This is a genomic window from Streptomyces sp. NPDC004788 (genome assembly GCF_053601115.1).
Genome location: NZ_JBSGBF010000042.1, coordinates 1 through 20,901 on the forward strand (window position 1 = coordinate 1; position 20,901 = coordinate 20,901).

At 73.6% G+C, this 20,901-nt stretch carries 17 protein-coding genes; 8 read left to right on the forward strand and 9 right to left on the reverse strand.

Going from position 1 to position 20,901, the window contains the following annotated elements; translation table 11 throughout:
- The 4 genes from ACWEJX_RS19880 to ACWEJX_RS19895 form a co-directional block, all read right to left on the reverse strand.
- Nucleotides 1-742: gluconate 2-dehydrogenase subunit 3 family protein (locus ACWEJX_RS19880; protein WP_451608738.1), on the reverse strand; the 742-nt coding region annotated here is incomplete at its 3' end.
- On the reverse strand, nucleotides 739-1,182 hold the full coding sequence (locus tag ACWEJX_RS19885; protein WP_451608739.1) for a hypothetical protein: 444 nt from the start codon (nucleotides 1,180-1,182) through the stop codon (nucleotides 739-741). The genes ACWEJX_RS19885 and ACWEJX_RS19880, both read right to left, overlap by 4 nt.
- Before the next feature lie 6 nt (nucleotides 1,183-1,188).
- On the reverse strand, nucleotides 1,189-2,988 hold the full coding sequence (locus ACWEJX_RS19890; protein ID WP_451608740.1) for a thiamine pyrophosphate-requiring protein: 1,800 nt from the start codon (nucleotides 2,986-2,988) through the stop codon (nucleotides 1,189-1,191).
- On the reverse strand, nucleotides 2,985-3,974 hold the full coding sequence (locus ACWEJX_RS19895) for an LLM class F420-dependent oxidoreductase (RefSeq protein ID WP_451608741.1): 990 nt from the start codon (nucleotides 3,972-3,974) through the stop codon (nucleotides 2,985-2,987). Before ACWEJX_RS19895 ends, ACWEJX_RS19890 begins: the two co-directional genes overlap by 4 nt.
- A gap of 305 nt (nucleotides 3,975-4,279) precedes the next feature.
- Here ACWEJX_RS19895 and ACWEJX_RS19900 point away from each other — a divergent pair, with 305 nt between their 5' ends.
- Complete coding sequence (locus ACWEJX_RS19900) at nucleotides 4,280-4,882, forward strand: type 1 glutamine amidotransferase domain-containing protein (protein WP_451608742.1); 603 nt, start codon at nucleotides 4,280-4,282, stop codon at nucleotides 4,880-4,882.
- 12 nt (nucleotides 4,883-4,894) lie between these two features.
- On the opposite strand, the gene ACWEJX_RS19905 is transcribed toward ACWEJX_RS19900, so the two are convergent.
- A complete protein-coding gene (locus tag ACWEJX_RS19905) occupies nucleotides 4,895-6,175 on the reverse strand; it encodes a cytochrome P450 (RefSeq protein ID WP_451608743.1) in 1,281 nt (426 codons plus the stop codon).
- A gap of 234 nt (nucleotides 6,176-6,409) precedes the next feature.
- Here ACWEJX_RS19905 and ACWEJX_RS19910 point away from each other — a divergent pair, with 234 nt between their 5' ends.
- Both ACWEJX_RS19910 and ACWEJX_RS19915 read left to right on the forward strand, forming a co-directional pair.
- On the forward strand, nucleotides 6,410-6,691 hold the full coding sequence (locus ACWEJX_RS19910) for a hypothetical protein (protein ID WP_451608744.1): 282 nt from the start codon (nucleotides 6,410-6,412) through the stop codon (nucleotides 6,689-6,691).
- A 100-nt stretch (nucleotides 6,692-6,791) separates the two neighbouring features.
- Nucleotides 6,792-7,592, forward strand: a complete 801-nt coding sequence (locus ACWEJX_RS19915; protein WP_451608745.1) for a VOC family protein — start codon at nucleotides 6,792-6,794, stop codon at nucleotides 7,590-7,592.
- A 198-nt stretch (nucleotides 7,593-7,790) separates the two neighbouring features.
- On the opposite strand, the gene ACWEJX_RS19920 is transcribed toward ACWEJX_RS19915, so the two are convergent.
- On the reverse strand, nucleotides 7,791-9,407 hold the full coding sequence (locus ACWEJX_RS19920; protein WP_451608746.1) for a purple acid phosphatase family protein: 1,617 nt from the start codon (nucleotides 9,405-9,407) through the stop codon (nucleotides 7,791-7,793).
- A 214-nt stretch (nucleotides 9,408-9,621) separates the two neighbouring features.
- Between ACWEJX_RS19920 and ACWEJX_RS19925 the strand changes: the two genes are divergently transcribed.
- The 4 genes from ACWEJX_RS19925 to ACWEJX_RS19940 all read left to right on the forward strand — a co-directional run bounded on the left by ACWEJX_RS19925 (nucleotide 9,622) and on the right by ACWEJX_RS19940 (nucleotide 12,256).
- Complete coding sequence (locus ACWEJX_RS19925; protein WP_451608747.1) at nucleotides 9,622-10,203, forward strand: antibiotic biosynthesis monooxygenase; 582 nt, start codon at nucleotides 9,622-9,624, stop codon at nucleotides 10,201-10,203.
- 117 nt (nucleotides 10,204-10,320) lie between these two features.
- A complete protein-coding gene (locus ACWEJX_RS19930) occupies nucleotides 10,321-11,193 on the forward strand; it encodes an SIS domain-containing protein (protein ID WP_451608748.1) in 873 nt (290 codons plus the stop codon).
- A complete protein-coding gene (locus ACWEJX_RS19935) occupies nucleotides 11,190-11,402 on the forward strand; it encodes a hypothetical protein (protein WP_451608749.1) in 213 nt (70 codons plus the stop codon). The genes ACWEJX_RS19930 and ACWEJX_RS19935 overlap by 4 nt, the downstream gene beginning before the upstream one ends.
- Entirely contained in the window at nucleotides 11,393-12,256 is an 864-nt protein-coding gene (locus ACWEJX_RS19940; RefSeq protein WP_451608750.1) for a class II fructose-bisphosphate aldolase, read from the forward strand. Before ACWEJX_RS19935 ends, ACWEJX_RS19940 begins: the two co-directional genes overlap by 10 nt.
- A gap of 123 nt (nucleotides 12,257-12,379) precedes the next feature.
- On the opposite strand, the gene ACWEJX_RS19945 is transcribed toward ACWEJX_RS19940, so the two are convergent.
- Nucleotides 12,380-13,525 (reverse strand): GntR family transcriptional regulator, encoded by a 1,146-nt coding sequence (locus tag ACWEJX_RS19945; protein WP_451608751.1) that lies wholly within the window; start codon nucleotides 13,523-13,525, stop codon nucleotides 12,380-12,382.
- A 298-nt stretch (nucleotides 13,526-13,823) separates the two neighbouring features.
- On the opposite strand from ACWEJX_RS19945, the gene ACWEJX_RS19950 reads away from it, so the two are divergent.
- Nucleotides 13,824-16,793 carry a polysaccharide lyase family 8 super-sandwich domain-containing protein gene (locus tag ACWEJX_RS19950; RefSeq protein ID WP_451608752.1) on the forward strand — a complete coding sequence of 990 codons (2,970 nt, stop codon included), beginning with the start codon at nucleotides 13,824-13,826 and terminating at the stop codon, nucleotides 16,791-16,793.
- A 38-nt stretch (nucleotides 16,794-16,831) separates the two neighbouring features.
- Here ACWEJX_RS19950 and ACWEJX_RS19955 read toward each other — a convergent pair whose 3' ends face one another.
- Both ACWEJX_RS19955 and ACWEJX_RS19960 read right to left on the reverse strand, forming a co-directional pair.
- On the reverse strand, nucleotides 16,832-18,679 hold the full coding sequence (locus ACWEJX_RS19955; RefSeq protein ID WP_451608753.1) for a serine/threonine-protein kinase: 1,848 nt from the start codon (nucleotides 18,677-18,679) through the stop codon (nucleotides 16,832-16,834).
- A 463-nt stretch (nucleotides 18,680-19,142) separates the two neighbouring features.
- Nucleotides 19,143-20,888: a beta-galactosidase gene (locus tag ACWEJX_RS19960; RefSeq protein WP_451608754.1), complete on the reverse strand. Its 1,746-nt coding sequence runs from the start codon at nucleotides 20,886-20,888 to the stop codon at nucleotides 19,143-19,145.
- Nucleotides 20,889-20,901 lie beyond the last annotated feature (13 nt).

Below are 20,901 nucleotides of genomic sequence, written 5' to 3' on the forward strand. Positions count from 1 at the left end.
GCCAACTGGTGCGGCGGGCAGCGGCGGAGGCGGGCGGGGCGGGGCCCTGAGCCGGGCGGAGCTTCGCGGGCCCGGGGTCCGGGCCGGTCTTCGCCGGGCCGGGGACCGGTTCCCGTCCGTCGGGGGGCGGGACCGGGTGCGGGTCCTCCCAGGCCTCGCGCATGCCACGGCCGAGGCGTACGTAGCCGCGCGGGAAGGCCGGTCCGCCGAAGCCGGTCTCGTCCCAGGCCAGCGGGTGGGAGTAGTAGCCGGCACAGGCCTGGCGCAGCCACAGCTCCCAGACGTGGGCCAGGGGGAGGCCGTGCCAGCGGGGCGCGGGTCCGGGTTCACGGGCCCGGCGGGCCAGCACGCTCAGCAGCCGGTGCCGGTCGCCGACGCTCAGGCCGGCGAACCCCGTTCCGTCGTGGCGGAGCCGGGCCTCGGCGTCGAGTGCCGCGAGCGAGAGCCGCCAGGCGGGGCCGTCCTCGGGCAGATCGGCGTGGTGCCAGCCCTCGCCGCCTCCGCCGTCGCTGTCGCCCGCGGCGATCCGCTGGTCGACGAGTTCGAGCAGCGGCAGGCGGCCAGGGGTGTGCGCCTGGCCGACGAGCAGGTCCAGCAGGGGCCCTGCGACGGCCTGCTCGGCGGGGGTGTGGAACCGGCACGGCGGCGGGTGCAGCCGGGCGAGCACCACGGCGCGTGTCACCGGGTCCCAGGAACCGGCCTGCCGCAGGATCCGGGGCCGGTCGGGGCGGCTGCCCGTCATCGTCCGCTCCGGAGGGCGCCGGGGAGTTCCCTCCGGAGCAGGGCGGCGAGCAGGCCGAGCCCGCCGACGCCGCTCACCATGAGCGGCGCGAACAGCGGCGGGCCGAGCTCCAGGTTGTAGCGGACCATGCGCCAGCCGCCGGGCTTGGCGGCGATGCCGCGCACGTGCAGCCAGGCGCCCTGCAGACCGTTGGCGACGAGCGCGGCGGAGACGACCGGCAGCACGGTGCGCGCGGCCCTCGGGTCGGCCCAGCCGGCGATGCCCGCGCCGAGCCCGAGCGGACCGAGCCATACCGGCCACCACATCACGCGGTTCCCGAAGGAGGCCCGGTCGTGTTCCAGGTAGATCTCGGCGCCCGAGACGGCGGCGCCGAGGCCGGTGGCGAGCGAGAGGGTGCGCTGGAGGCGCCCCTCACGCAGCGAGGCGAGCAGCGTCCGCACGGCCGTTCACCGCCCGCCGGGCCGGCGCGGCAGCAGCTCCTGTGCCTTGGCCTTGAGGCCCTGGACGACGAGGTGGCCGCGGTGGCCGTCGCCGTGGGCCAGCGAGGCGAGGGTGGACTCGATCTGGTCCCAGGTGGAGTGCGGCGGGATCGGCGGCACGTCCGGGTCGGTGCGGAAGTCCAGGACGGTGGGTCCGTCGGCGGCCAGGGCCTGGCGCCAGGCGTCCTCGACGTCGCCCGGGTCGGTGACCCGGCGCCCGTCCATGCCGAGGGAGCGGGCGAAGTCGGCGTACGGCACGTCGGGGATGATCTGGGACGCCGCGAACGGGGCGGTGTGGGCCATGGCCCGCAGCTCCCAGCTGACCTGGTTGAGGTCCTGGTTGTTCCACACGGCGACGACGAGCCGCGGGTCGGTCCACTCGCTGGCGTACTTGGCGACGGTCACCAGCTCGGCCAGACCGTTCATCTGCATCGCCCCGTCGCCGACGAGGGCGATCGCGGGCCGGTCGGGGTGGGCGAACTTGGCGCCGATGGCGTACGGGACGCCGCTGCCCATGGTGGCGAGGGTGCCCGAGAGGGAAGCGCGCATGCCGCGGCGCATGGTGAGGTGCCGGGCGTACCAGTTGGCCACGGAACCGGAGTCACAGGTGATCATGGCCTCGTCGGGGAGCAGCGGGTCGAGTGCGCGGGCCACCAGCTCGGGGTTGACGGGATCGGCGGACAGCGCGGCCCGGCGGTCCATCACGGACCGCCAGCGGAGCACGCCGGAGGACACGGTCTCCTGCCACGAGCGGTCCTCCTTGCGGGTGAGCAGCGGCAGCAGCCGGCCGAGGGTGGCGGCGGCGTCTCCGACCAGGTTGACCTCGTACGGGTAGCGCAGCCCCACCATGTGGGCGTCGATGTCGATCTGGACGGCGCGGGCCTGCCCGTACGGCGGCAGGAACTCGGAGTACGGGAAGTTGGAGCCGACGGTGAGCAGGGTGTCGCAGTCGCGCATCAGCTCGTACGAGGGGCGGGTGCCGAGCAGGCCGATCGCGCCCGTCACGTAGGGGAGTTCGTCGCTCAGCGCGTCCTTGCCGAGGAGGGCCTTGGCGACGCCCGCGCCGAGCAGCTCGGCGGCCTGTTCGACCTCGCGGGCGGCGCCGGCCGCGCCCTGCCCGATCAGCATGGCCACCCGGCTGCCGGCGTTGAGGATCTCGGCGGCGCGGGCGAGCGAGGCGTCGTCCGGGACCGGGGCCCAGCCGCTCACGTCGAGGCTGGAGGGCACCATCTTGTGGGCGTGTTCCGGCGCGGAGTACGGCAGTTCCTGGACGTCCGCCGGAATGATCAGGGCGGTCGGGGCGCGCCGGGCGTAGGCGGTGCGCACGGCCCGGTCGAGCACGTTGGGGAGCTGTTCGGGGACGTTGACGGTCTCCAGGTAGGCGGCGGCCACGTCCTTGAACAGGCTGTGCAGGTCGATCTCCTGCTGGTAGGAACCGCCCATCGCGCTGCGGTCGGTCTGGCCGACGACGGCGACGACGGGCACGTGGTCGAGCTTGGCGTCGTAGAGGCCGTTGAGGAGGTGGACGGCGCCGGGCCCGGAGGTCGCGACGCACACGCCGACGTGGCCGGAGAACTTGGCGTGGCCGACGGCTTCGAAGGCCGCCATCTCCTCGTGCCGGGCCTGGATGAACCGTGGGTCGTCGTCCGCCCGGGACCAGGCGGCGAGCAGGCCGCTGATGCCGTCTCCCGGGTAGCCGAAGACATGGCTGACTCCCCAGGCGCGGAGCCGGTCGAGCAGGTGGTCGCCGACGGTCGCGCTGGTCATGACCGCTCGCCTCCGTTCGTACGGTCGGGGCCGCCGCCGTCGAGCAGGGGCAGGACCTCGGTGCGGTAGAAGTCGAAGAAGCCGCGCTGCTCGGGCCCGATCTGCCCGATGTGGAGGCGGTCGACGCCGGCGTCGACGTACTCCCGCAGCCGCCGGACGTGTTCCTCCGGGTCGGGGCCGCAGGGCACCGCGTCGGACACCGTGTCCTCCGTCACGAGCTGCGCGGCCTGCTCGAAGTGGCTCGGTGTGGGCAGGATCTGGTTCAGTTCGCCGGGCAGGTGCTCGGTGGGCCAGAGCCGGTGGGCGGTGCGGACGGCGTCGTCACGCGAGCGGGACCAGCAGACCTTGGTCGAGGCGTACACCGGGCGCGCCGCGTCGCCGGCCCGGAAGGAGTCGATCAGGTCCTGGTCCGGGGTGGTGGTGACGAAGCCGTCGCCGATCCGCGCGGCGAGTTCGGCGGCCTTGGGCCCGAAGGCGGAGATGTCGATCGGCGGCGGGGTGTCGGGAAGGGTGTAGAGGCGGGCGTTCTCGACGGTGTAGTGGGTGCCGCGGTGCGTGACCTGGTCGCCGGTGAACAGCTTCCGGATGACCTCGACGGCCTCTTCCAGCATGTCGAGGCGTACGTCGGCGGACGGCCAGGTGTCACCGAGGATGTGCTCGTTGAGGGCCTCGCCGCTGCCGAGCCCGAGCCGGAAGCGTCCGTCGAGCATGATCTGGGAGGTGGCGGCGGCCTGGGCCACGAGCGCGGGGTGGAGACGCACGGTCGGGCAGGTCACGGCGGTCTCTACGGGCAGTCCGCAACACTGCGAGAGCGCGCCGATGACGGACCAGACGAAGGGGCTGTGGCCCTGCTCGTCGTTCCACGGATGGTAGTGGTCGGAGATCCACAGCGAGCGGAAGCCCGCGTCCTCGGCCATGCGCGCCTGTTCGACGAGGTCGGCGGGGTCGAATTCCTCGCAGGAGAGGAAGTATCCGAACTCGGTCATGGCACCTCCAAGGGCGGCCCGGGCCGCACCGTGCGATCGGCTTCCGTCACGGCGCCTGCCCGGGTGACCGGGGGGAAAACGTGCCGGGTGGACCGGTGTGGCCGAGGTGGTCGGTGTCCGGCGCGAGAGCGCTGTGCGCCGATTCCGCGCACCGCCCGCATGAACCCCCACGGCAGGGGCAGCGGCTGGTGGAGGGCCTTTGCACCCGACGAGAGGAGTGCCAGGCAACCCGAGCGCTCCCTTGGTGGCCGTTGAAGCTCTCCGCGGAGTCGAAGGAGCTCGAAAACCGGAAGGAGCATCTCATCGTGACCCTCCACGGAACGAACGTTCTCGTCCTCACCACCAACTACGGAGTGGAGCAGGACGAACTCACACGGCCCATGGCGGCCCTGCGCGAAGCCGGCGCGACCGTCACCGTCGCCGCCCAGCAGGCCGCGCCGGTCCTGACCCTGGTCTCGGACCGGCGGCCCGGCACCGTCGTCGTCGCCGACACCGCCATGGACGACGTCACGGCCCAGGAGTACGACGCGGTGTTCGTCCCGGGCGGCACGCTCAACGCCGACCGGCTGCGCATCGAGAAGGACGCCCAGCAACTGGTCAGCGCCTTCGCCAAGGCGGGCAAGACGGTGGCCGCGATCTGTCACGGCCCGTGGCTCCTCGTCGAGAGCGACGTCGCCCGGGGACGTCGGCTGACGTCGTACCCCTCACTGCGCACCGACATCGAGAACAGCGGCGGCAGCTGGCGGGACGAGGAGGTCGTCGTCGACACCACCGGCGGCTTCCCTCTGATCACCTCCCGCAGACCCGGCGACCTGGACGCGTTCTGCGCGGCCGTCGTCCACACGCTCCAGGAACGCGCGCCCGGCACGCGCGAGCGGACGGAGCCGGGAACGCGCCGCGCGGCCTGAGGGTGCGGAGGGTCACTGCTCCTCGGGGACGCGCATCCGGAAGCCGTCGCGAGGCCGGGTCGGGATCCGGTGCAGCGGAATGCGCAGGTCCTGGTCCGGCACCGTGAAGTCGAGCCGCGCGAGTTCGCGGGTCAGTGCGGCCAGCACGGCGATCGTGATGTCCTCGCCCGGGCAGCGATGGCCCTCGCGCGGGCCGCCTCCCTGCGGGATCAGCGCGTCGGGGTGGGGCGCGGCGCCGAGGAACCGGTCGGGCACGAAGCGGAAGGGCTCGTCCCACAGCTCCGGGTCGTGGTTCTGTCCGTACACGTCGAGCAGCAGCATCGTGCCGTGCGGTACGCGCTCTCCCTGGACCTCCAGACCGTCGGGAGCGAGCGCGGCGAGGAACGGCACGAACGGGTAGAAGCGGCGTACCTCGTGGGCGAAGGAGGTGGCGAGGCCGGCGGGCTCGTCGTCCGCCAGGCGCCGCCGCAGCTCGGGGGCGTCGCGCATCGCGTAGGCGGCGAAGGTCGTGAACCAGGTGATCGCCACCGTGGGCCGCAGGATGTTGAGCAGCTCCACGGCGGCCGTGGCGGGATCCAGCAGCGACCCGTCGGCCTCCCGATGGGCCAGGACCGCCTCGAAGGCGGTCCGCGCGGCGTCGCCCGGCTCCCGCGGTTCTCCCGCCGCTCGGCGTCCGCTGTCCCGCGGTCCCGCCTCACGCGTTCCACGAGCCCGTACGACGGCCCTGCGCAGCAGCTCCTCCTGACGGGCCCGGGCCCGGCGGGCGCGGAGGTGGCGCGGCCCCGGCGTGGCGAAGCCGTCGACCATCGCCACGCAGTCGCGGGCGAGCCGCTCGGCGTCGGCGGCGCGGTACCCGGGCAGGCCGGCCCACCGGCTCACCGCGCGGGCGAGGACGAGCGCGCCCTCGTCGAAGAGCGTGACCTCCCGTCCGCGAAGGCCGTCGAACGTCTCCCGGAACTCCGCGCACACGCACGCGGTGAGCGCCCGCACCCTTGCCGTCTCGGTGAGCTGCGAGAGGAAGAGCGCCTTGCGGGTGCGGTGCTCCGGGCCGTCGAGGGTGTGGACCGCGCCCCGGCCGAACAGGGTGTCGAGCACCGGGCCCGGCAGCGCTCCGCTCCGGCGTGCGTGCCTCTCGTCGTAGAAGAACGCGACGGCTCCGGGGCCCCGGAGCACGCGCACCGGGCGTCCGAGCAGACGCGTCTTCACGGGGCCGTCGCCGTCCTGGCGCCGGCCGGCCCCAGGCAGCCATGTGTAGCCCTTCACCAGCAGGGGGAGCGTGTTGTCACCGCGCATGAAGACCTCCTGGGTGCCGGCAGCGGGGCGGGTGCAGGGCGCTCCGCGCAGGGCGGGGCGCCCGCCCCGCGCTGCGGACGGACAGGTCTGCGGCTACCCCGGAACGCCGCGCGCACGCGTCAGGCCGTCGGAGGACGGCGCGCCCGGCCTGGAATGCGATGCCACGTCTTGCCTGCCACTCTGGAGCCCGGGGCCGGGGCACGGTGCGAGGACCCCGCCGAGCGGAGGCCATTCATGCTGATCAGCCACAGGGTCGAAGGCGACGCCCTGCGCGTGACGCTGCACCGGAATCTCGACGTCACCACCCGCGCCGCGGCGACCTTGGCGATCGAGGTCCTCGTCCGCGCGCACAAGCCCCGCGGCCTCGTCCTCCGGATCCCTTCGGGAGAACCGACGCCCGCCACGCTCAGCGCCGTGGGCCGGGCCCGCCGCATGTGCGCGAGCCTGGGCATCCCGCTTGACCTGACCGGCGCCACGCCGCAGGCGCAACGCCTGTTCGCGGCGAACCCGGCCTGAGGGTCCTGGACCCGGCCGAACCGCTCCCGCCCCGGCGTCATCGCGAAGCTCCCCGGCCCGTTGTGCTGACGGGAGCTCTGAATCCGAAAGGGAAATGCCCATGATCACCACCGACTTCGTCCCCGGCTCCCCCTGCTGGCTCGACCTCGGGGCTCCCGACCTGCCCGCCGCCGCGGCCTTCTACGGCGCGGTGCTCGGCTGGGACTACGAGCCCATGAGCGACGGCGGGGAGGACATGGAAGGCGGCATGTTCCGCAAGGACGGCAAGGTCGTCGCCGGTCTGGGCAAGCTCACCGAGCAGGGCGCCCGCTCCGCCTGGATGATCTACTACAGAGTCGAGGACGCGGACGCCACCACCGAGGCCGTGGAGCGCGGCGGCGGGACCGTGCGGGTCGCCCCGCGGGATCTCGGCGAGTGGGGACGCATGGCCCAGTACAGCGACCCGCTGGGAGGAGAGTTCGCCGTCTGGCAGCCCGGCAAGGACAGCGGCGTCGAGCTGGTGGACGCGCCGGGCTCACTCTCCTGGACGGAGCTCTACACCAGCGACGCCGCGGCCGCCCGGGAGTTCTACGGCAGCGTCTTCGGCTGGCAGTACAGCGACATGGAGATGCCGGGCGGCGAGGGTACGTACACCCTGATCACGCCGGCGGGCCTGCCTCAGGAGCGCATGCAGGGCGGCCTCCTGGAGCTCTCCCGGGAGAATCTCGTCCTCACGGGCGGCCGCCCGTACTGGCACCCGGTCTTCGACGTCGCCGACTGCGACGCCGCGATCGCCAAGGTCACCGAGCACGGAGGCAGCGTCCAGATGGGCCCGGTCGACACCGAGGGCGTGGGCCGCCTCGCCGTCTGCGTCGACCCGAACGACGCCGACTTCGTGGTCCTGACCCCGCCCTCGACGTGACCGGCGGCGGGCGGCGCAGGGCGGCCGTCAGCAGCTCCAGCTCACGCCGACGCCCCCCGTACCGGAACGTGCCCACCGCTGTGGCCGCTCCCTGGCCGAGGGGCCCCGCCACGTGATCACCCACCTCGCCGCCCGACGCCCCGTGCCCCTGCAGCTACGCAGAGGTGCTCCGCCGGACGACCGGACGAAGGCCCGGCGTCAGTGCCGGGCGTCGGCGCGGGGGCGTTCCAGGGTGAAGGTGTCGACCGGGGTCAGTTCTCCGTACGGACCGTCGAAGGTGTAGTACGTGACGTGCATCCGGGTGCGTCCGCTGCCGCGGGTGCCGGGGTCGACGTCGAAGGCGGCGAAGCCGTGGGTGTGGACGCGGTCCTGGACCGCGCGCCAGGGGGCGTCCTCGGTGACGTAGACCGGCTTGCGGTGGCGGCCCTCGGGCACCTTGCCCACGTCGACCACGACGCGGCCCTTGGGCTCCTCGAACAGGTCGTCCTGGGTGGTGGCGAAGTTGCCGCCGCCACCGATGATCATGTGGACGGTGCCGTTGCCGGTGTCGGCGACATCGGTCCGGGTGGAGACCGGGATCGGGGTGCGGACGTCGTTCGGCAGGGTGCCGCGGAGCGGCAGCGAGCGCTCGTAGTAGTGCTCGTGGCCGCAGAGCACCAGGTCGACCCCGTACGCGTCGAAGAGCGGGCCCCATTCCTCGCGGACGCCGAGGTCGCCGCCGCCGCTGCGGTGGCTGGAGATCATCGGGTGGTGCATGAAGACGACGATCCAGTCGATGTCGCTGCTGGCCCGCGCCGCCTTCAGCTCCCGTTCCAGCCAGCGGCGCTGCGCACCGCCGGAGTATCCGCGCAGATAGATGTCGCCGCTGTCCACGATCGCCACGTCGTCGTTGGCCAGGCTGACGAACCGGACCGCGCCGACGGTGAAGGCGTACCACAGGCCGCTGGTCTCGGGGTCGGTGGCGGTCGTCGCGTCCGGCAGCGAGAAGTAGGTCTGGTAGCCGGTGACGCCCAGCGGGCCGTTGCCCTTCTCGGTCTCGCCGTTGCCGGCGCAGGGCATCCAGGGGCGCAGCCGCGCCGAGCGGCTGTTGCTGATGAACCAGTCGGCCCAGGTCGCCACCCGGTCCTCGCCGATGGCACCGGCCACGCCCGCGTAGCACAGGTCGCCGTTGACCAGGTTGAACAGCGGGGCCACCCGCTCCACCGCGGCCACGATGTCGGCGGAGGCCTCGGTGCCGCCCTGGGTGCTGGTGTGGAGCAGGAAGTGACCGAGCGGCGGCGGGGTGTCCGGCGTGGGCCACGTGAGGGTACGGCGCAGGTTGGGCGTGCCCTGGTCGCCGAAGCTGGTGAAGGTGAACGCGGTGCGGCCGCGCGGCGCCGTGGTGAACGACCCGGTCTCGTGCGCGGCGCCGTCGTGCCCGGCCGAGTAGAGGTAGGTGGTGTCCGGCCGCAGTCCGCTGACGCGGGCGTGGTGGACGTACACCTCCTGCTGGGAGAGTCCGTCCCGGTAGGTGCGGGTCTCGGCCTCGACGACCCGCCCGGTGCCCCCGTCCGGCGACCCGAGGTGCACCCGCGGCCGCCGGACGGACTGCGGGCTGATCCAGGAAACGGTCATCTCGGTGGCGGGATCGGCGCCGAACTGGAGGTGCAGCCCGGCCACGCCCGGCACTCCGATGCGGCTGGGTGTGCGCTGCAGCAGCGGCGATGTCGCGGCCCCCGGCCGCCCGGCGGCCTCGGCACTTCCCGCACCGCCGACGGCGGCGGCGGCCGCACCGGCCGTCGAGCCGGTCAGTAATGTCCTGCGCGCAATCGACATGAAACGCCCTTGTCTCGAAGGAAGTTGATCGCGTGAACCCTAGATGCGATCAACTGCACCGAGGCCTGTGACGAGCACTCTTGAACGAAAATTTCCCGGAGGTCGCCCCCGACTCCAGGCGGTCGCCCCGACCTGGGATCTGACCGGGGCACCCGCGCGGCGGCGTGCGGCGCGTACAGTGTGGTCGGGCGCGGTGAGATCATGAGGAGTTCGTGTGACCGCGGTCAGCCTTGAGCACACCACCGTTCCCGCCGACAGCGGCGAGGTGACGCTGCTGATAGCCCGCCGGGTGGAGCCCGGATACGAGGCCGCCTTCGAGCGGTGGGCCAAGGGCATCCTCGACACCGCGGCGACGTTCCCCGGCCACCTCGGTTACGGGCTCTTCCGCTCCTCCGGCGGCGACGCCCCCTGGTTCCTCGTCCACCGTTTCCGCGACCAGGAGGCGTGCCGGGCCTGGCAGGACTCGCCGGAGCGGGCGGCCTGGTTCGCCGACTGCGACGGACACCATCACACCGAGATCGCCCGACGGCAACTGACCGGCATGGAGACCTGGTTCGCCAAGCCGGGCTCGACCCGGCCCGCGCCGCCCCGGTGGAAGATGGCGATCAGCGCGACTCTGGCGATCTATCCGATCTCCGTGCTCGGCAGCCTCTTCCTCGTGCCGCACCTGACCGCGCTCCCCGTCCTCCTCAGCAGCGCGGTCATGGCCTGCGTCTTCAACGTGCTCATGACGTACGTGGCGATGCCCACCGTGAGCAGGCTCCTGCGCGGCTGGCTCACGCCAGAGGAGGCGTGAGGGCTGCCTCCAGGACCACCGCCTGATCACTCTGCGATCACCCTTGCACGCTTCTGATTGCAGCCGGTATCTCTAGAGCACCTTAGATCAGATGCTCCATCCGCAGGAGGTACACGCATGAGTCACGTGGCCGAGGAGATCGCCAGCCAGCCCGAGTGCTGGCGCCGCGCCATGGAGCTGAGCCCGCTCGGCCTGCCCGAGCCCGGCGAGCGGGTGGCGGTGCTCGGCTGCGGCACCTCGCTCTACATCGCGCAGGCGTACGCCGCCCTGCGTGAGTCGGCCGGTCAGGGCGAGACCGACGCCTTCGCCGCCTCCGAGTTCCCCTCGGCGCGGCGCTACGACCGGATCGTGGCCGTCACCCGCTCCGGCACCACGACGGAGGTCCTCGACGCGCTCGGCCGGTCGGCCGGCGTCCCGGCCGTCGCCCTCACCGGAGACCCGGCGACGCCGGTCGGCGAGGCCGCCGACACGGTGATCGACCTGGAGTTCGCCGACGAGAAGTCCGTCGTGCAGACCCGGTTCGCCACCACCGCGCTCGTGCTGCTGCGCGCGCACCTCGGTCTGGCCCCGGCCGATCTCCCGGAGCAGGCGCGGCAGGCCGTCGGCGCACCGCTCCCCCAGGGCGCCGTCCAGGCCCGGCAGTTCACGTTCCTCGGCGCCGGCTGGACGATCGGTCTGGCCAACGAGGCGGCGCTCAAGCTGCGTGAGGCCGCCGGCGCGTGGACCGAGTCGTACCCGGGGATGGAGTACCGGCACGGTCCGATCAGCGTCACCGGTCCGGAGAGCCTGGTGTGGTTCTTCGGACAGCCGCCGGCCGGCCTGCCGGACCAGGTCGTCGCGACGGGCGCGACCGCCTCGGTGTCGTCCCTCGACCCGCTGGCCGATCTGATCCGCGCCCAGCGGCTGGCCGTGGAGCTGGCCGGGGCGCGCGGGCTCGACCCCGACCAGCCGCGCAACCTCACGCGGTCGATCATCCTGACGCAGCCGTGAGCGAACGCCGGGACGCCATCCGGCCGGTGATCGAGCGCTTCACCGCCGGGTGCCGGCCGGACCGGCTCACCCGGGCGGTGGCGCTGTCCGCCGCCGCCGTCGCCGCACCGCCGGCCTGCGACGTCGCCCCGGCCGTCCACCGGCGCCCGCTGCGCCGGGTCGACGTCGTCCCGCTCACCACATCCGAAGGAGCCTTGGCATGCCACTGACCGGTACGGGCACGATCACCGCCGCCGCCACCGCGGCCCGGGGCGGAGTCGGAGCGTTCAACGTCATCCAGCTCGAACACGCGCAGGCGATCACCGCCGGGGCCGAGGCGGCCGGCACGCCCGTCGTCCTCCAGATCAGCGAGAACGCCGCCCGGTACCACGGCGGTCTGGCCGCCGTCGGCGCCGCCGCGCTGGCCGTCGCCGAGGCCGCCACGGTGCCCGTCTCCGTACACCTGGACCACGCGACCTCCGCCGACCTGGTCCGGCAGGCCGTGGAACTGGGCTTCACCTCCGTCATGTTCGACGCCTCGGCGCTGGACTGCGCGGAGAACGTCCGCACCACCGCGGAGGTCGTGGCCCGCTGCCACGACGAGGGGGTGTGGGTCGAGGCCGAGCTCGGCGCGGTGGGCGGCAAGGACGGGGTGCACGCGCCCGGCGCGCGTACGGATCCGGCGGAGGCGGCCGCCTTCGTGGCCGCGACGGGTGTGGACGCCCTGGCGGTCGCGGTGGGCACGTCCCACGCGATGCTCACCCGGGACGCCGCGCTCGACTTCGGCCTGATCGCGGCCCTGCACACAGCCGTTCCGGTGCCGCTGGTGCTGCACGGCTCCTCGGGCGTCGCCGACGCGCACCTGACCGCGGCGGTCGAGCACGGCATGACCAAGGTCAACATCGCCACCCACCTCAACAAGGTCTTCACCCGCGCCGTCCGGGAGACGCTCCGGGGCGACGAACGGCTCGTCGACACCCGGCGCTACCTCGGGGCGGGGCGGGCCGCCGTGACGGCCGAGGTGACGCGGCTCCTCGGCGTACTGAAGGCCCCTCGCTGGAACGGTGCCGTCGCGACTCTCTGAGGACGGCCCGGGCCCGGGCCCTCGGCGTGCCCACGCCGCTGCTCGACCTGGCGACGCTGCAGCTGCGGGTGCACCAGGCCCGGCGAGGCTCCGGACCGCCCGGGTCGCTTCGCCCGCCCCGGATCAGTCCGGCAGGCCCGTCTCCGGCCTGCCGCCGCAGGAGTCGCGCACGGTGATGGCGGGACGCAGCAGCACCTGGCGCCGGGGCTGGTCCGGATTCCGCAGCCGCTGCAGCAGCAGTCCCGCCGCGGTGCGGCCCAGCTGGTGCTTGGGCGGCGCCACCGCGGTGAGCGGGATCTCGGCCAGGTCGGCGATCTCGTCGTCGTACGCGATCAGCGCGAGGTCCCCGGGCACCGTGAGGCCCGCCCGGCGGGCGGCGGCCGCCAGCAGGGCCGCCTGCCGGTCGCCGAAGCAGACCGCCGCCGTGGCGCCCGCGGCCCGCAGCCGCGCCAGGCAGCGGTCGGCGGCGGCCGGACTCCACTCCTGTAGCGCGGCGCTGAACTCGGCCGTACGGCAGCCGAGTTCGCGTACGGCCTGGCGAAAGCCCCGGCTCACCGGCCCGGCCGTCGGGCTGGGGGCCCGCAGTACCAGGCCGATGGCCCGGTGGCCGAGCCGGGCGAGGTGGTGGACGGCGTCGTAGCCGCCGGCCTCGTGGTGGGTGCAGACGTTCTCCGTGGTGTCGCCGAGCGTGCTGCCCCGGCGCTCCATCAGCACGGCCGGCACCGGCAGTCCGGCCAGTCGGCGCAGATACGCCTCGGGCCGCTCGGGCCCGTCCAGGGTGGGCACCAGGAGCAGGCCGTCGGCGCCGGCGTCGAGCAGCTCCCCGAGGGCGCGCAGTTCGCGTGCCTGGTCGTAGTCGGAGCAGACGATCGCGAACCGTGCGCCGGCCGCCGTGAGCTCCTCCTCGATGCCGGTCAGCACCCGCGGGTAGTAGAAGGCGGTGTCCGGCACGACGACGCCGATCAGTTCGGCGCGGCGCTCACCGCTGTCCGGGGCGAGGACGTAGGTGCCCGCTCCTTGGCGGCGCACCACGAGCCGCTCGGCGACCAGGTCGGCGACCGCCCGGCGGACGGTGCTGATGGAGGCGTCGTTGGCCCGCGCGAGTTCGGGTTCCGTCGGCAGCCGGCTCCCCGGCGGCCAGACGCCCTCGGCGATCTCCCGGCGCAGCCGGTCGGCGAGCCTCCTGAACTTCAGCTCCCGGCCGCCGGGTCCGCCGGCATCCGTCCCGCGGTACACCGAGCCGGTCATGTGCACTCCCTGGTCACTCACGCCTCCCAAGGATTTGGCACGAGTCATGCGAGGTCAACGCCCGTTCGACCGCATGAATTCACCGTCCGCGCCCACGCGCCACCGGTCCGGCCGTGCCGCACCCGCGAAACATGTGGTCGGTCATGTGCCGCAGACGCGTTGCCCCTCCCTCGGCACGGCACCTAGCGTCCTCGCCATTCCGATCAGGGACTCCGCTCGGGGACTCCGATCAGGGACTCCGACCAGGAACCAAGGCCAGGGTTTCCGATCACGGATCCGACCAGGGTTTCCGACCACGGGCTCGTCAAGGAGGGCGCTCATGGAAGCCGAGCAGTTCGCTGTGCCTCTCACCGCGGCGGTGAGCCGCCGCCGACTGCTCCGGCTCGCCGGGGCGGCCGCCGCCCTCGCCGGCGCCGCCCAGGTACTCGGCCCGACGCCGGCCCGGGCCGCCGACACGTACGACGCCATGCGCGACACCTGGGTGCGGCTGCTGACCGGCACCGGCTTCGACCCGGCCGCCGCCCCGTTCGCCTCCGCGCTGTCCTCCCTCGGCGCCGAGGCGAACACCCACCTGTCCACGATGGCACCCGGCGCCTCCTCCCTCTGGCCGGACCTGCCGGTCGGCACCGTCTCCGCCAACGTCACCGCCGGCTACGCCCGGCTGCGGACCATGGCTCTGGCGTACGTCCAGCCGGGCACCGGCCTCACCGGCAGCGCCTCGCTCGCCTCGGCCGTCTCCACCGGCCTCGACTGGCTGTCCGCGCACGCCTACACGCCGTCGACGACCGTCTACGACAACTGGTGGGACTGGGAGATCGGGGCGCCCCAGCGGCTCCTCGACGTCTGCGCGCTGATGTACTCGCGGCTCACCTCCACGCAGATCGCGAACAACTGCGCCGCGATCGACCACTTCGTGCCGCTGTCCGAGTTCGCCTCCTACAGCGGGCACAGCACCGGCGCCAACCGGGTCGACCTGTGCCGGGTGCTCGCCGTGCGCGGAGTGATCGGCAGGAGCCCGAGCCTCGTCGGCACCGCACGGCAGGCGCTGTCGCCGGTCTTCCCGTACGTCCTGACCGGTGACGGCCTGTACGCCGACGGCAGCTTCGTCCAGCACACCTGCGTCCCGTACGCCGGCACCTACGGCACGGTCCTGCTCGGCGGCCTCGGCAGGATGTTCACGCTGCTCGCCGGGACCCCGTGGGCCGTCACCGACCCGCAAGTACAGAACGTCTGTTCCGGTGTGGCCACCGGCTGGGCGCCGTTCGTCTACAACGGCCTGGTCATGGACGGCGTCTCGGGCCGGGCGATCAGCCGCGGCGTGCAGAACGGCGACTCGCTGCGGATCCAGCAGGACGACCACACGCGGGGCCACGCGGTCGTCTCGGACATCCTCCGGCTCGCCGCCTCGGGAACGCCCACCGCGGCGCAGTCGGCGTCCTGGAAGGCGATGGTGAAGGGCTGGCTCCAGCGCGACCACTACGCACCGCTGCTGAACGACAGGAGCGTCGGGATTCCCGAACTCGCCGCAGCCCAGGCACTGTTGGACGACACGACGGTCACCGCCGCCGCAGAGCCCGTGGGGCACCGCCTGTTCGCCATGGACCGCGCCGTCCACCGCCGGGCCGGCTGGGCCGCGCAGATCAGCATGTGTTCCGCCCGCACCACCTTCTACGAGACGGGCAACGGCGAGAACCTGCGCGCGTGGCACTCCAACAGCGGCATGCTCTCCTGGTGGGGCGACACCTACGGCAACGGTCAGTACGCGGACGCCTTCTGGGCCACCGTGGACCCGTACCTGCTGCCCGGCACCACCGTGTCCACGCTCCCGCTCGCCGACGCGGCCGGCGGGCAGTGGAACGCGACGCGGCCCACGAACACCTGGGCGGGCGGAACCACCGACGGCACCTACGCCGCCGTCGGCCAGGACGTGCGCGGGCTGCAGTCCACCCTCACCGGCCGGAAGTCGTGGTTCTGCCTGGACGACTCGGTCTACTGCCTCGGCGCAGGCATCACCTGCACCGACGGCGTCACCGTGCGGACCACCGTCGACAACCGCAACCTCGGCGCGAACAACAACCAGGTCTTCACGGTCGACGGCACCGTCCAGCCCAGCACCCTCGGCTGGAGCCAGACCTTCACCGGCAGCCGGTACATGGCCGTGGGCGGCATGGGCGCCTGGGTCTTCCCGGGCGGCGCGACCGTCAAGGCCGAGCGGGTCGCCCGGACCGGCGCCTGGTCCGCCGTCAACACCTCGTCCTCCACCACGCCGCTCACCCGCAACTACCTCTCGCTCTGGTTCGACCACGGCACCGACCCCACCGGCGCGAGCTACTGCTACCAGCTCATGCCGGGTGCCACGGCCTCCGCCGCGGCGGCCCGGGCCGCCGCCCCGGATGTCACCGTCCTCGCCAACGGCGTCACCGCGCAGGCCGTCAGCTGCCCGTCGCTCGGCCTGACCATGGCCAACTTCTTCGCCGCCGGCACCGCCGGGCCGATCACCGTCTCCGGGCCCTCTTCCGTCCTCATGAGGGAGCAGAACGGCACCATGACCGTCGTCGTCTCCGACCCCACCCGGTCCGCGGCCACCGTCCGGGTCACGATCGCCCGCAGCTCCTACCCCGCCGTCTCGGCCTCCTCCGGCGTCAACGTGCTGACCACCTCCGGACAGGTCGTCCTGCTCGCCGAGACCGGGGGCACCCAGGGCGCGGGCCGGACCGTCACCCTCAGCGCCTCCGGCACGGCCGCCGCGCCGCGGACGGCGGCCGCCCTGGGTGCCACCGCCACCACCTACGTCCGCGACGGCGCGTACGCCGACACCAACTACGGCAACGCCACCACCATGGTCGTGAAGAACACCGACAGCACGGGCAGCGGCTACAACCGCAGGTCCCTCCTCGCGTTCGACGTCTCCGGGCTCACCGGCACGGTCTCCCGGGCCGTGCTGTGGCTCCACGGCAACGTCCAGGACTCCGGCGGCGCCCAGACCGTCCTCCAGGCCTTCGCCACCGCCTCCGGCGCCTGGACCGAGACCGGAGTGACCTGGAACAGCGCCCCGGCCCTGGCGGGCGCGCTCGGCACCGGGCAGGTCTCCACCGGCCGCGACTGGGTCGGCCTCGACGTCACCGACGCCGTCGCCGCCGCCGTCACCGCCGCGCGGACCTCCGCCGGCGGGAACGGCACCGCCTCGCTCGCCGTCTTCGAACCGCTCGGCGCGGCCGGCCTCGCGGCCGTCCTGACCACCCGGCTCGGCAGCGCCGACCAGCCCTGCCTGGAGGTCATCACGGGCTGATCACGCGCCGCACCGCCGGGCCCGAGTCGGCGCCGGCCTCAGCAGCGGGCGAGCGTGCCGCTGTCCAGGGCCGACTTGTCGCCGAAGATCCAGCCCTCGGTGTCCGTGCCCGCGATCCGGGCGTAGATCCACTTGTTGGCCTCGGCGTTGGTGACGTAGCACTCGTAGGAGACCTTCGTGCCGGTGTCGATCGCGGTCACATAGGAGCACTTCGCGTACGGACCGGTGTAGAGGTGGGTGTTCCGGGACGCGTGGCCGGTGCCGCTGCTGCGGTCCGAGTGGGCCCAGCCGGTGCACGCCGTCGACACCGGGACGGGCTCCTTCACCGTGGCGCTGGGCGTCGCCCTGGGAGCGGACGACGGGCTTCCGGCCGGCTTGTCCGCTCCGTCGCCCGGCGCCGACGTAGGGCCTGTCCCCGGGTCCTCGTCCTGCTTGGAGGGGGTGCCGGACGGCGTCTCGCCGGGGTTGACGGACGTCAGGTCACCCGGGGAGGTCGGGCCGTCGGTCGTACCGCCCGCGCCGGACATGTCGCCGTCGGCGGAGGTGCTCGCCGCCGGCAGCGCCGTGTCCGGCCCTTCGCCGCCCCCGGTGCCCCGCAGGTCCATCAGCGCGTAGGCGACTCCGCCGCACAGGAGGACGGTGGCGGCCGCCACCGCGACGACCGTACGGGTGCGGCGGCGACGCGCGCGGACCGTCGTGGCACGGGTCTCGGAACGGCTGGGGTGGCCGGCGGGGGCGGTGGGCGCCGTGCCCGGCGGCGGGACGACCGCGGGCTGCGGGGCGGCGTACGGACCGGCCGGCGGGTAGGACGCGACGGGCTGCGGGGCGCCGGGCTGCGGGACGGGCTGGGAGAACGGTCCGGCCATGGCCGGACCGAAGCCCGCCGGAGTGACGGGCGGGGGCACGGGTGCCGCCGTGGGGCCGGGCTGGGGTGCCGGTGCCGGTGCCGGTGCCGCCATAGTGCCGGGCTGGGGCATCGGTGCCGCCATGGTGCCCGGCTGGGGCGCCGACGCTGCCGCCGGGAGGTCCGCCGTCATGCCCGTGGCGACCGCCTCCAGCATCTCGCGCGCCCGCGCGGCGTCGGGCCGCTGCATCGGGTCCTTGGCCATCAGCGCCCGCAGCACCGGGGTGAGGGGGCCGGCGCGCCGGGGCTCCGGCAGGGGTTCGCCGACGATCGCCGCCAGCGTGGACCAGACCGACGTACGGCGGAAGGGCGCGGCGCCCTCCACGGCCGCGTACAGCGTCATGCCGAGCGCCCAGATGTCCGACGCGGCGCCCGGGACCTGGCCCTGGGCACGCTCCGGCGGCAGGTAGTCGAGGGAGCCGACGATCTGGCCGCTCTGGGTCAGCTTGGCCAGGGCCTCGTCGCCGGAGGTCTCCATGCTGGCGATGCCGAAGTCGGTGAGCACGACCCGGCCTCCGCGCTCGAGGAGCACGTTGCCGGGCTTGACGTCCCGGTGGAGGACTCCGGCCCGGTGTGCCGCGTCGAGCGCGTCCATCAGCTTGGCGCCGATCGCGGCCGCCTCGCGCGGTTCGAGCGAGCCGCGCTCCGCCAGGACGTCGTCGAGGGAGGGCCCGTCGACCAGTTCCATGACGATGACCGGCAGTCCGCGCTCCTCGACCACGTCGTGGACGGTGACCACACCGCTGTGCCGGATGCGGGCGGCGGCCTGTGCCTCCCGCTGCATCCGGACCCGCAGATCGGCCAGTTCTGCCGGGGAGGCGTCGGTGTAGGCCCGCAGGACCTTGACGGCGACCTCGCGGTTCAGCAACTGGTCGACCGCCCGGGCGACCACGCCCATGCCACCACGCCCGATCGTCGCGGTCACGCGGTACCGTCCGCCCAGCACCTCGCCGACCAGTTCCGCGCCGTTCGCCCCCGTCACGTGTCACATCCCGTTCGTCGCACTGTTCGAAATCCGCCAACTGGCGGGCACCAGAGTAGGGGTTCGCGCATGTGCGAGCGCACACGGCCCCTCCGTGGCGGCTCGTCGACGCCCGCGCGTCCTTCGCGGCCCCCTGCGAATCGACACGGCAGGACGGGCCCGGCGGTGGTCCCCACCGCGCGCGACGACCGGCTCCGCGCTCCCGCTCGGAAAGACGTGGTCGAATCCCATGTCGAGAGGAGTGATCACGGCGCACGCCGTGCACTACGAGGACGTCGTCGAGGACGACCGTCACCTGGTCGGCGATCCCGCGTCACACGGGCGGGCCGTCGAGCGGTCGAACGCGTTCGCGGTACGGAACGACCTCGTCAAGGTCCCGCCCGCACCGCTCTTCGCCGGTGACGTGATCTCACTGGCCGGGTACCAGACCGCCTTCAAGAACGACCCGGCGGCCTCGGTGGTGTCACTCCTGGGTCGGGCCCAGGTCCGGCCTGTCCCGCAGTTCCACGGAGCGTGTGACGGTGGCGTGCAGTTCGAGGACGGTGATCTCGTTCCGGCCGGGGCGCAGCGCCGGCGCGGGGATGTGGAGCGTGGTCTGCGGGCCCCGGGACCAGTAGCGGCCGAGCGGGAACCCGTTGATCCAGGCCAGGCCCTTGGTCCAGCCGGGCAGGGCGAGGTAGCCGTCGGCGGGCCGGTCGAGTACGAAGGAGCCGCGGTGCAAGGCGGGGCCGGCCAGGGGTGCTGCGGGGGCGAAGGGGATCGCGTCGAGGGTGTCCAGGGGCAGCGGGCGGCTGGTCCAGCGGGCGAGTGCGGCGTCGTTGACGGTGACCGGACCGAGGAGGCCCTTGCGGTCGTGGAGGCCGGGCCCGTAGTTGACCCGGCCCTGGTTCTCGACCAGGACCTCCAGGCGCGCCCCGGGCCGGGGCACGGTGAAGGCGACGGCGTGCTCGTGGCGTTCCCGCTCCAGTACGCCGACGGGCTGGCCGTCCACGAACACCTGGGCGCGGTCCCGGACTTCGGCGATCCGCAGCACGGCCGGGCCCTCGGCCGGCAGCACCGACTCGTACAGCACGAAGCCGAAGTCCTGCCCTAGCTGCTCCATGCCGATCGGGCCCGCCGCCTCGACGCCGCTGCCGAGCGCCCGGGCATGCTCCAACAGGCCGGCGCAGGTGTGGAGTTCGACGGTCGACGGCTGGAGCTTCGGGGCGGGGGCGGGCAGCGGTTCGGCGGGGACGGGCGCGTACCGGGAGATGACCTCGCGGAAGGCCGCGTACTTGGCGGTGGGGTCACCGGCCTCGTCGAGCAGCGCGTCGTAGTCGTAGGAGGTGACGGTGGGCCGGTAGGTGCCCTTGTCGTTGGCGCCGTTGGTGAAGCCGAAGTTGGTGCCGCCGTGGAACATGTAGAGGTTGACGGAGGCCCCGGCGGCGAGCAGCCGGTCCAGGTCGGCGGCCGCGTCGGCGGCGTCGCGGGTCGTGTGGGCGGCCCCCCAGCGGTCGAACCAGCCGATCCAGAACTCCGAGCACATCAGCGGTCCGGCCGGCTGGTGGCGGCGCAGCTCGGCGAGCCCGGCCGCCACCCGGCTGCCGAGATTGACGGTGCGCAGTACGCCGTCGAGTCCGCCGCGCTCCAGGTCGGCGGGCTGGTCGCAGGTGAAGAGGGGGACGTCCACGCCGTGGGCGCGCAGCAGGCCGGCGAGTTCGGCGAGGTAGCCGGTGTCGTCGCCGTGGGCGCCGTACTCGTTCTCCAGCTGCACGGCGAGGACGGGGCCGCCGTTGCTGGACAGGTACGTCTTGACGAGGCGCATGAGGGCGGCGAGGTATCCGTCGACGGCCGCGAGGAACCGAGGGTCACGGCTGCGCAGCGTGATGCCGTCCTCCGCGAGCAGCCACGAGGGCAGGCCGCCGCCCTCCCATTCGGCGCAGATGTACGGGCCGGGGCGGAGCAGCACGTGCAGGCCCTCGGCCGCGGCCAGGTCGAGGAAGCGGGGCAGGTCGAGACCCCCGTCCCGGTGGAAGACACCGGGACGGGGGGCGTGGAGGTTCCAGGGGACGTAGGTCTCGACCGTGTTGAGTCCCAGCAGGCGCGCCTTGTGGAGCCGGTCGGCCCACTGCTCCGGGTGGACGCGGAAGTAGTGCAGTCCGCCGGAGATGATGCGCAGCGGCCGGTCGCCGAGCCGGAATCCGTCGGGGGTGATCTCCAGTCGGGGCATACCGGGGTGCTCC

What these genes read in the sequence shown, in the direction of transcription:
- ACWEJX_RS19915 (WP_451608745.1), top strand. Translation starts at nt 6,792, where the DNA reads ATGATCACCACCGACTTCGTCCCCGGCTCCCCCTGCTGGCTCGACCTC.
- ACWEJX_RS19895 (WP_451608741.1), bottom strand. Translation starts at nt 3,974, where the DNA reads ATGACCGAGTTCGGATACTTCCTCTCCTGCGAGGAATTCGACCCCGCC.
- ACWEJX_RS19920 (WP_451608746.1), bottom strand. Translation starts at nt 9,407, where the DNA reads ATGTCGATTGCGCGCAGGACATTACTGACCGGCTCGACGGCCGGTGCG.
- ACWEJX_RS19960 (WP_451608754.1), bottom strand. Translation starts at nt 20,888, where the DNA reads ATGCCCCGACTGGAGATCACCCCCGACGGATTCCGGCTCGGCGACCGG.
- ACWEJX_RS19930 (WP_451608748.1), top strand. Translation starts at nt 10,321, where the DNA reads ATGAGTCACGTGGCCGAGGAGATCGCCAGCCAGCCCGAGTGCTGGCGC.
- ACWEJX_RS19940 (WP_451608750.1), top strand. Translation starts at nt 11,393, where the DNA reads ATGCCACTGACCGGTACGGGCACGATCACCGCCGCCGCCACCGCGGCC.
- ACWEJX_RS19890 (WP_451608740.1), bottom strand. Translation starts at nt 2,988, where the DNA reads ATGACCAGCGCGACCGTCGGCGACCACCTGCTCGACCGGCTCCGCGCC.
- ACWEJX_RS19905 (WP_451608743.1), bottom strand. Translation starts at nt 6,175, where the DNA reads ATGCGCGGTGACAACACGCTCCCCCTGCTGGTGAAGGGCTACACATGG.
- ACWEJX_RS19950 (WP_451608752.1), top strand. Translation starts at nt 13,824, where the DNA reads ATGGAAGCCGAGCAGTTCGCTGTGCCTCTCACCGCGGCGGTGAGCCGC.
- ACWEJX_RS19910 (WP_451608744.1), top strand. Translation starts at nt 6,410, where the DNA reads ATGCTGATCAGCCACAGGGTCGAAGGCGACGCCCTGCGCGTGACGCTG.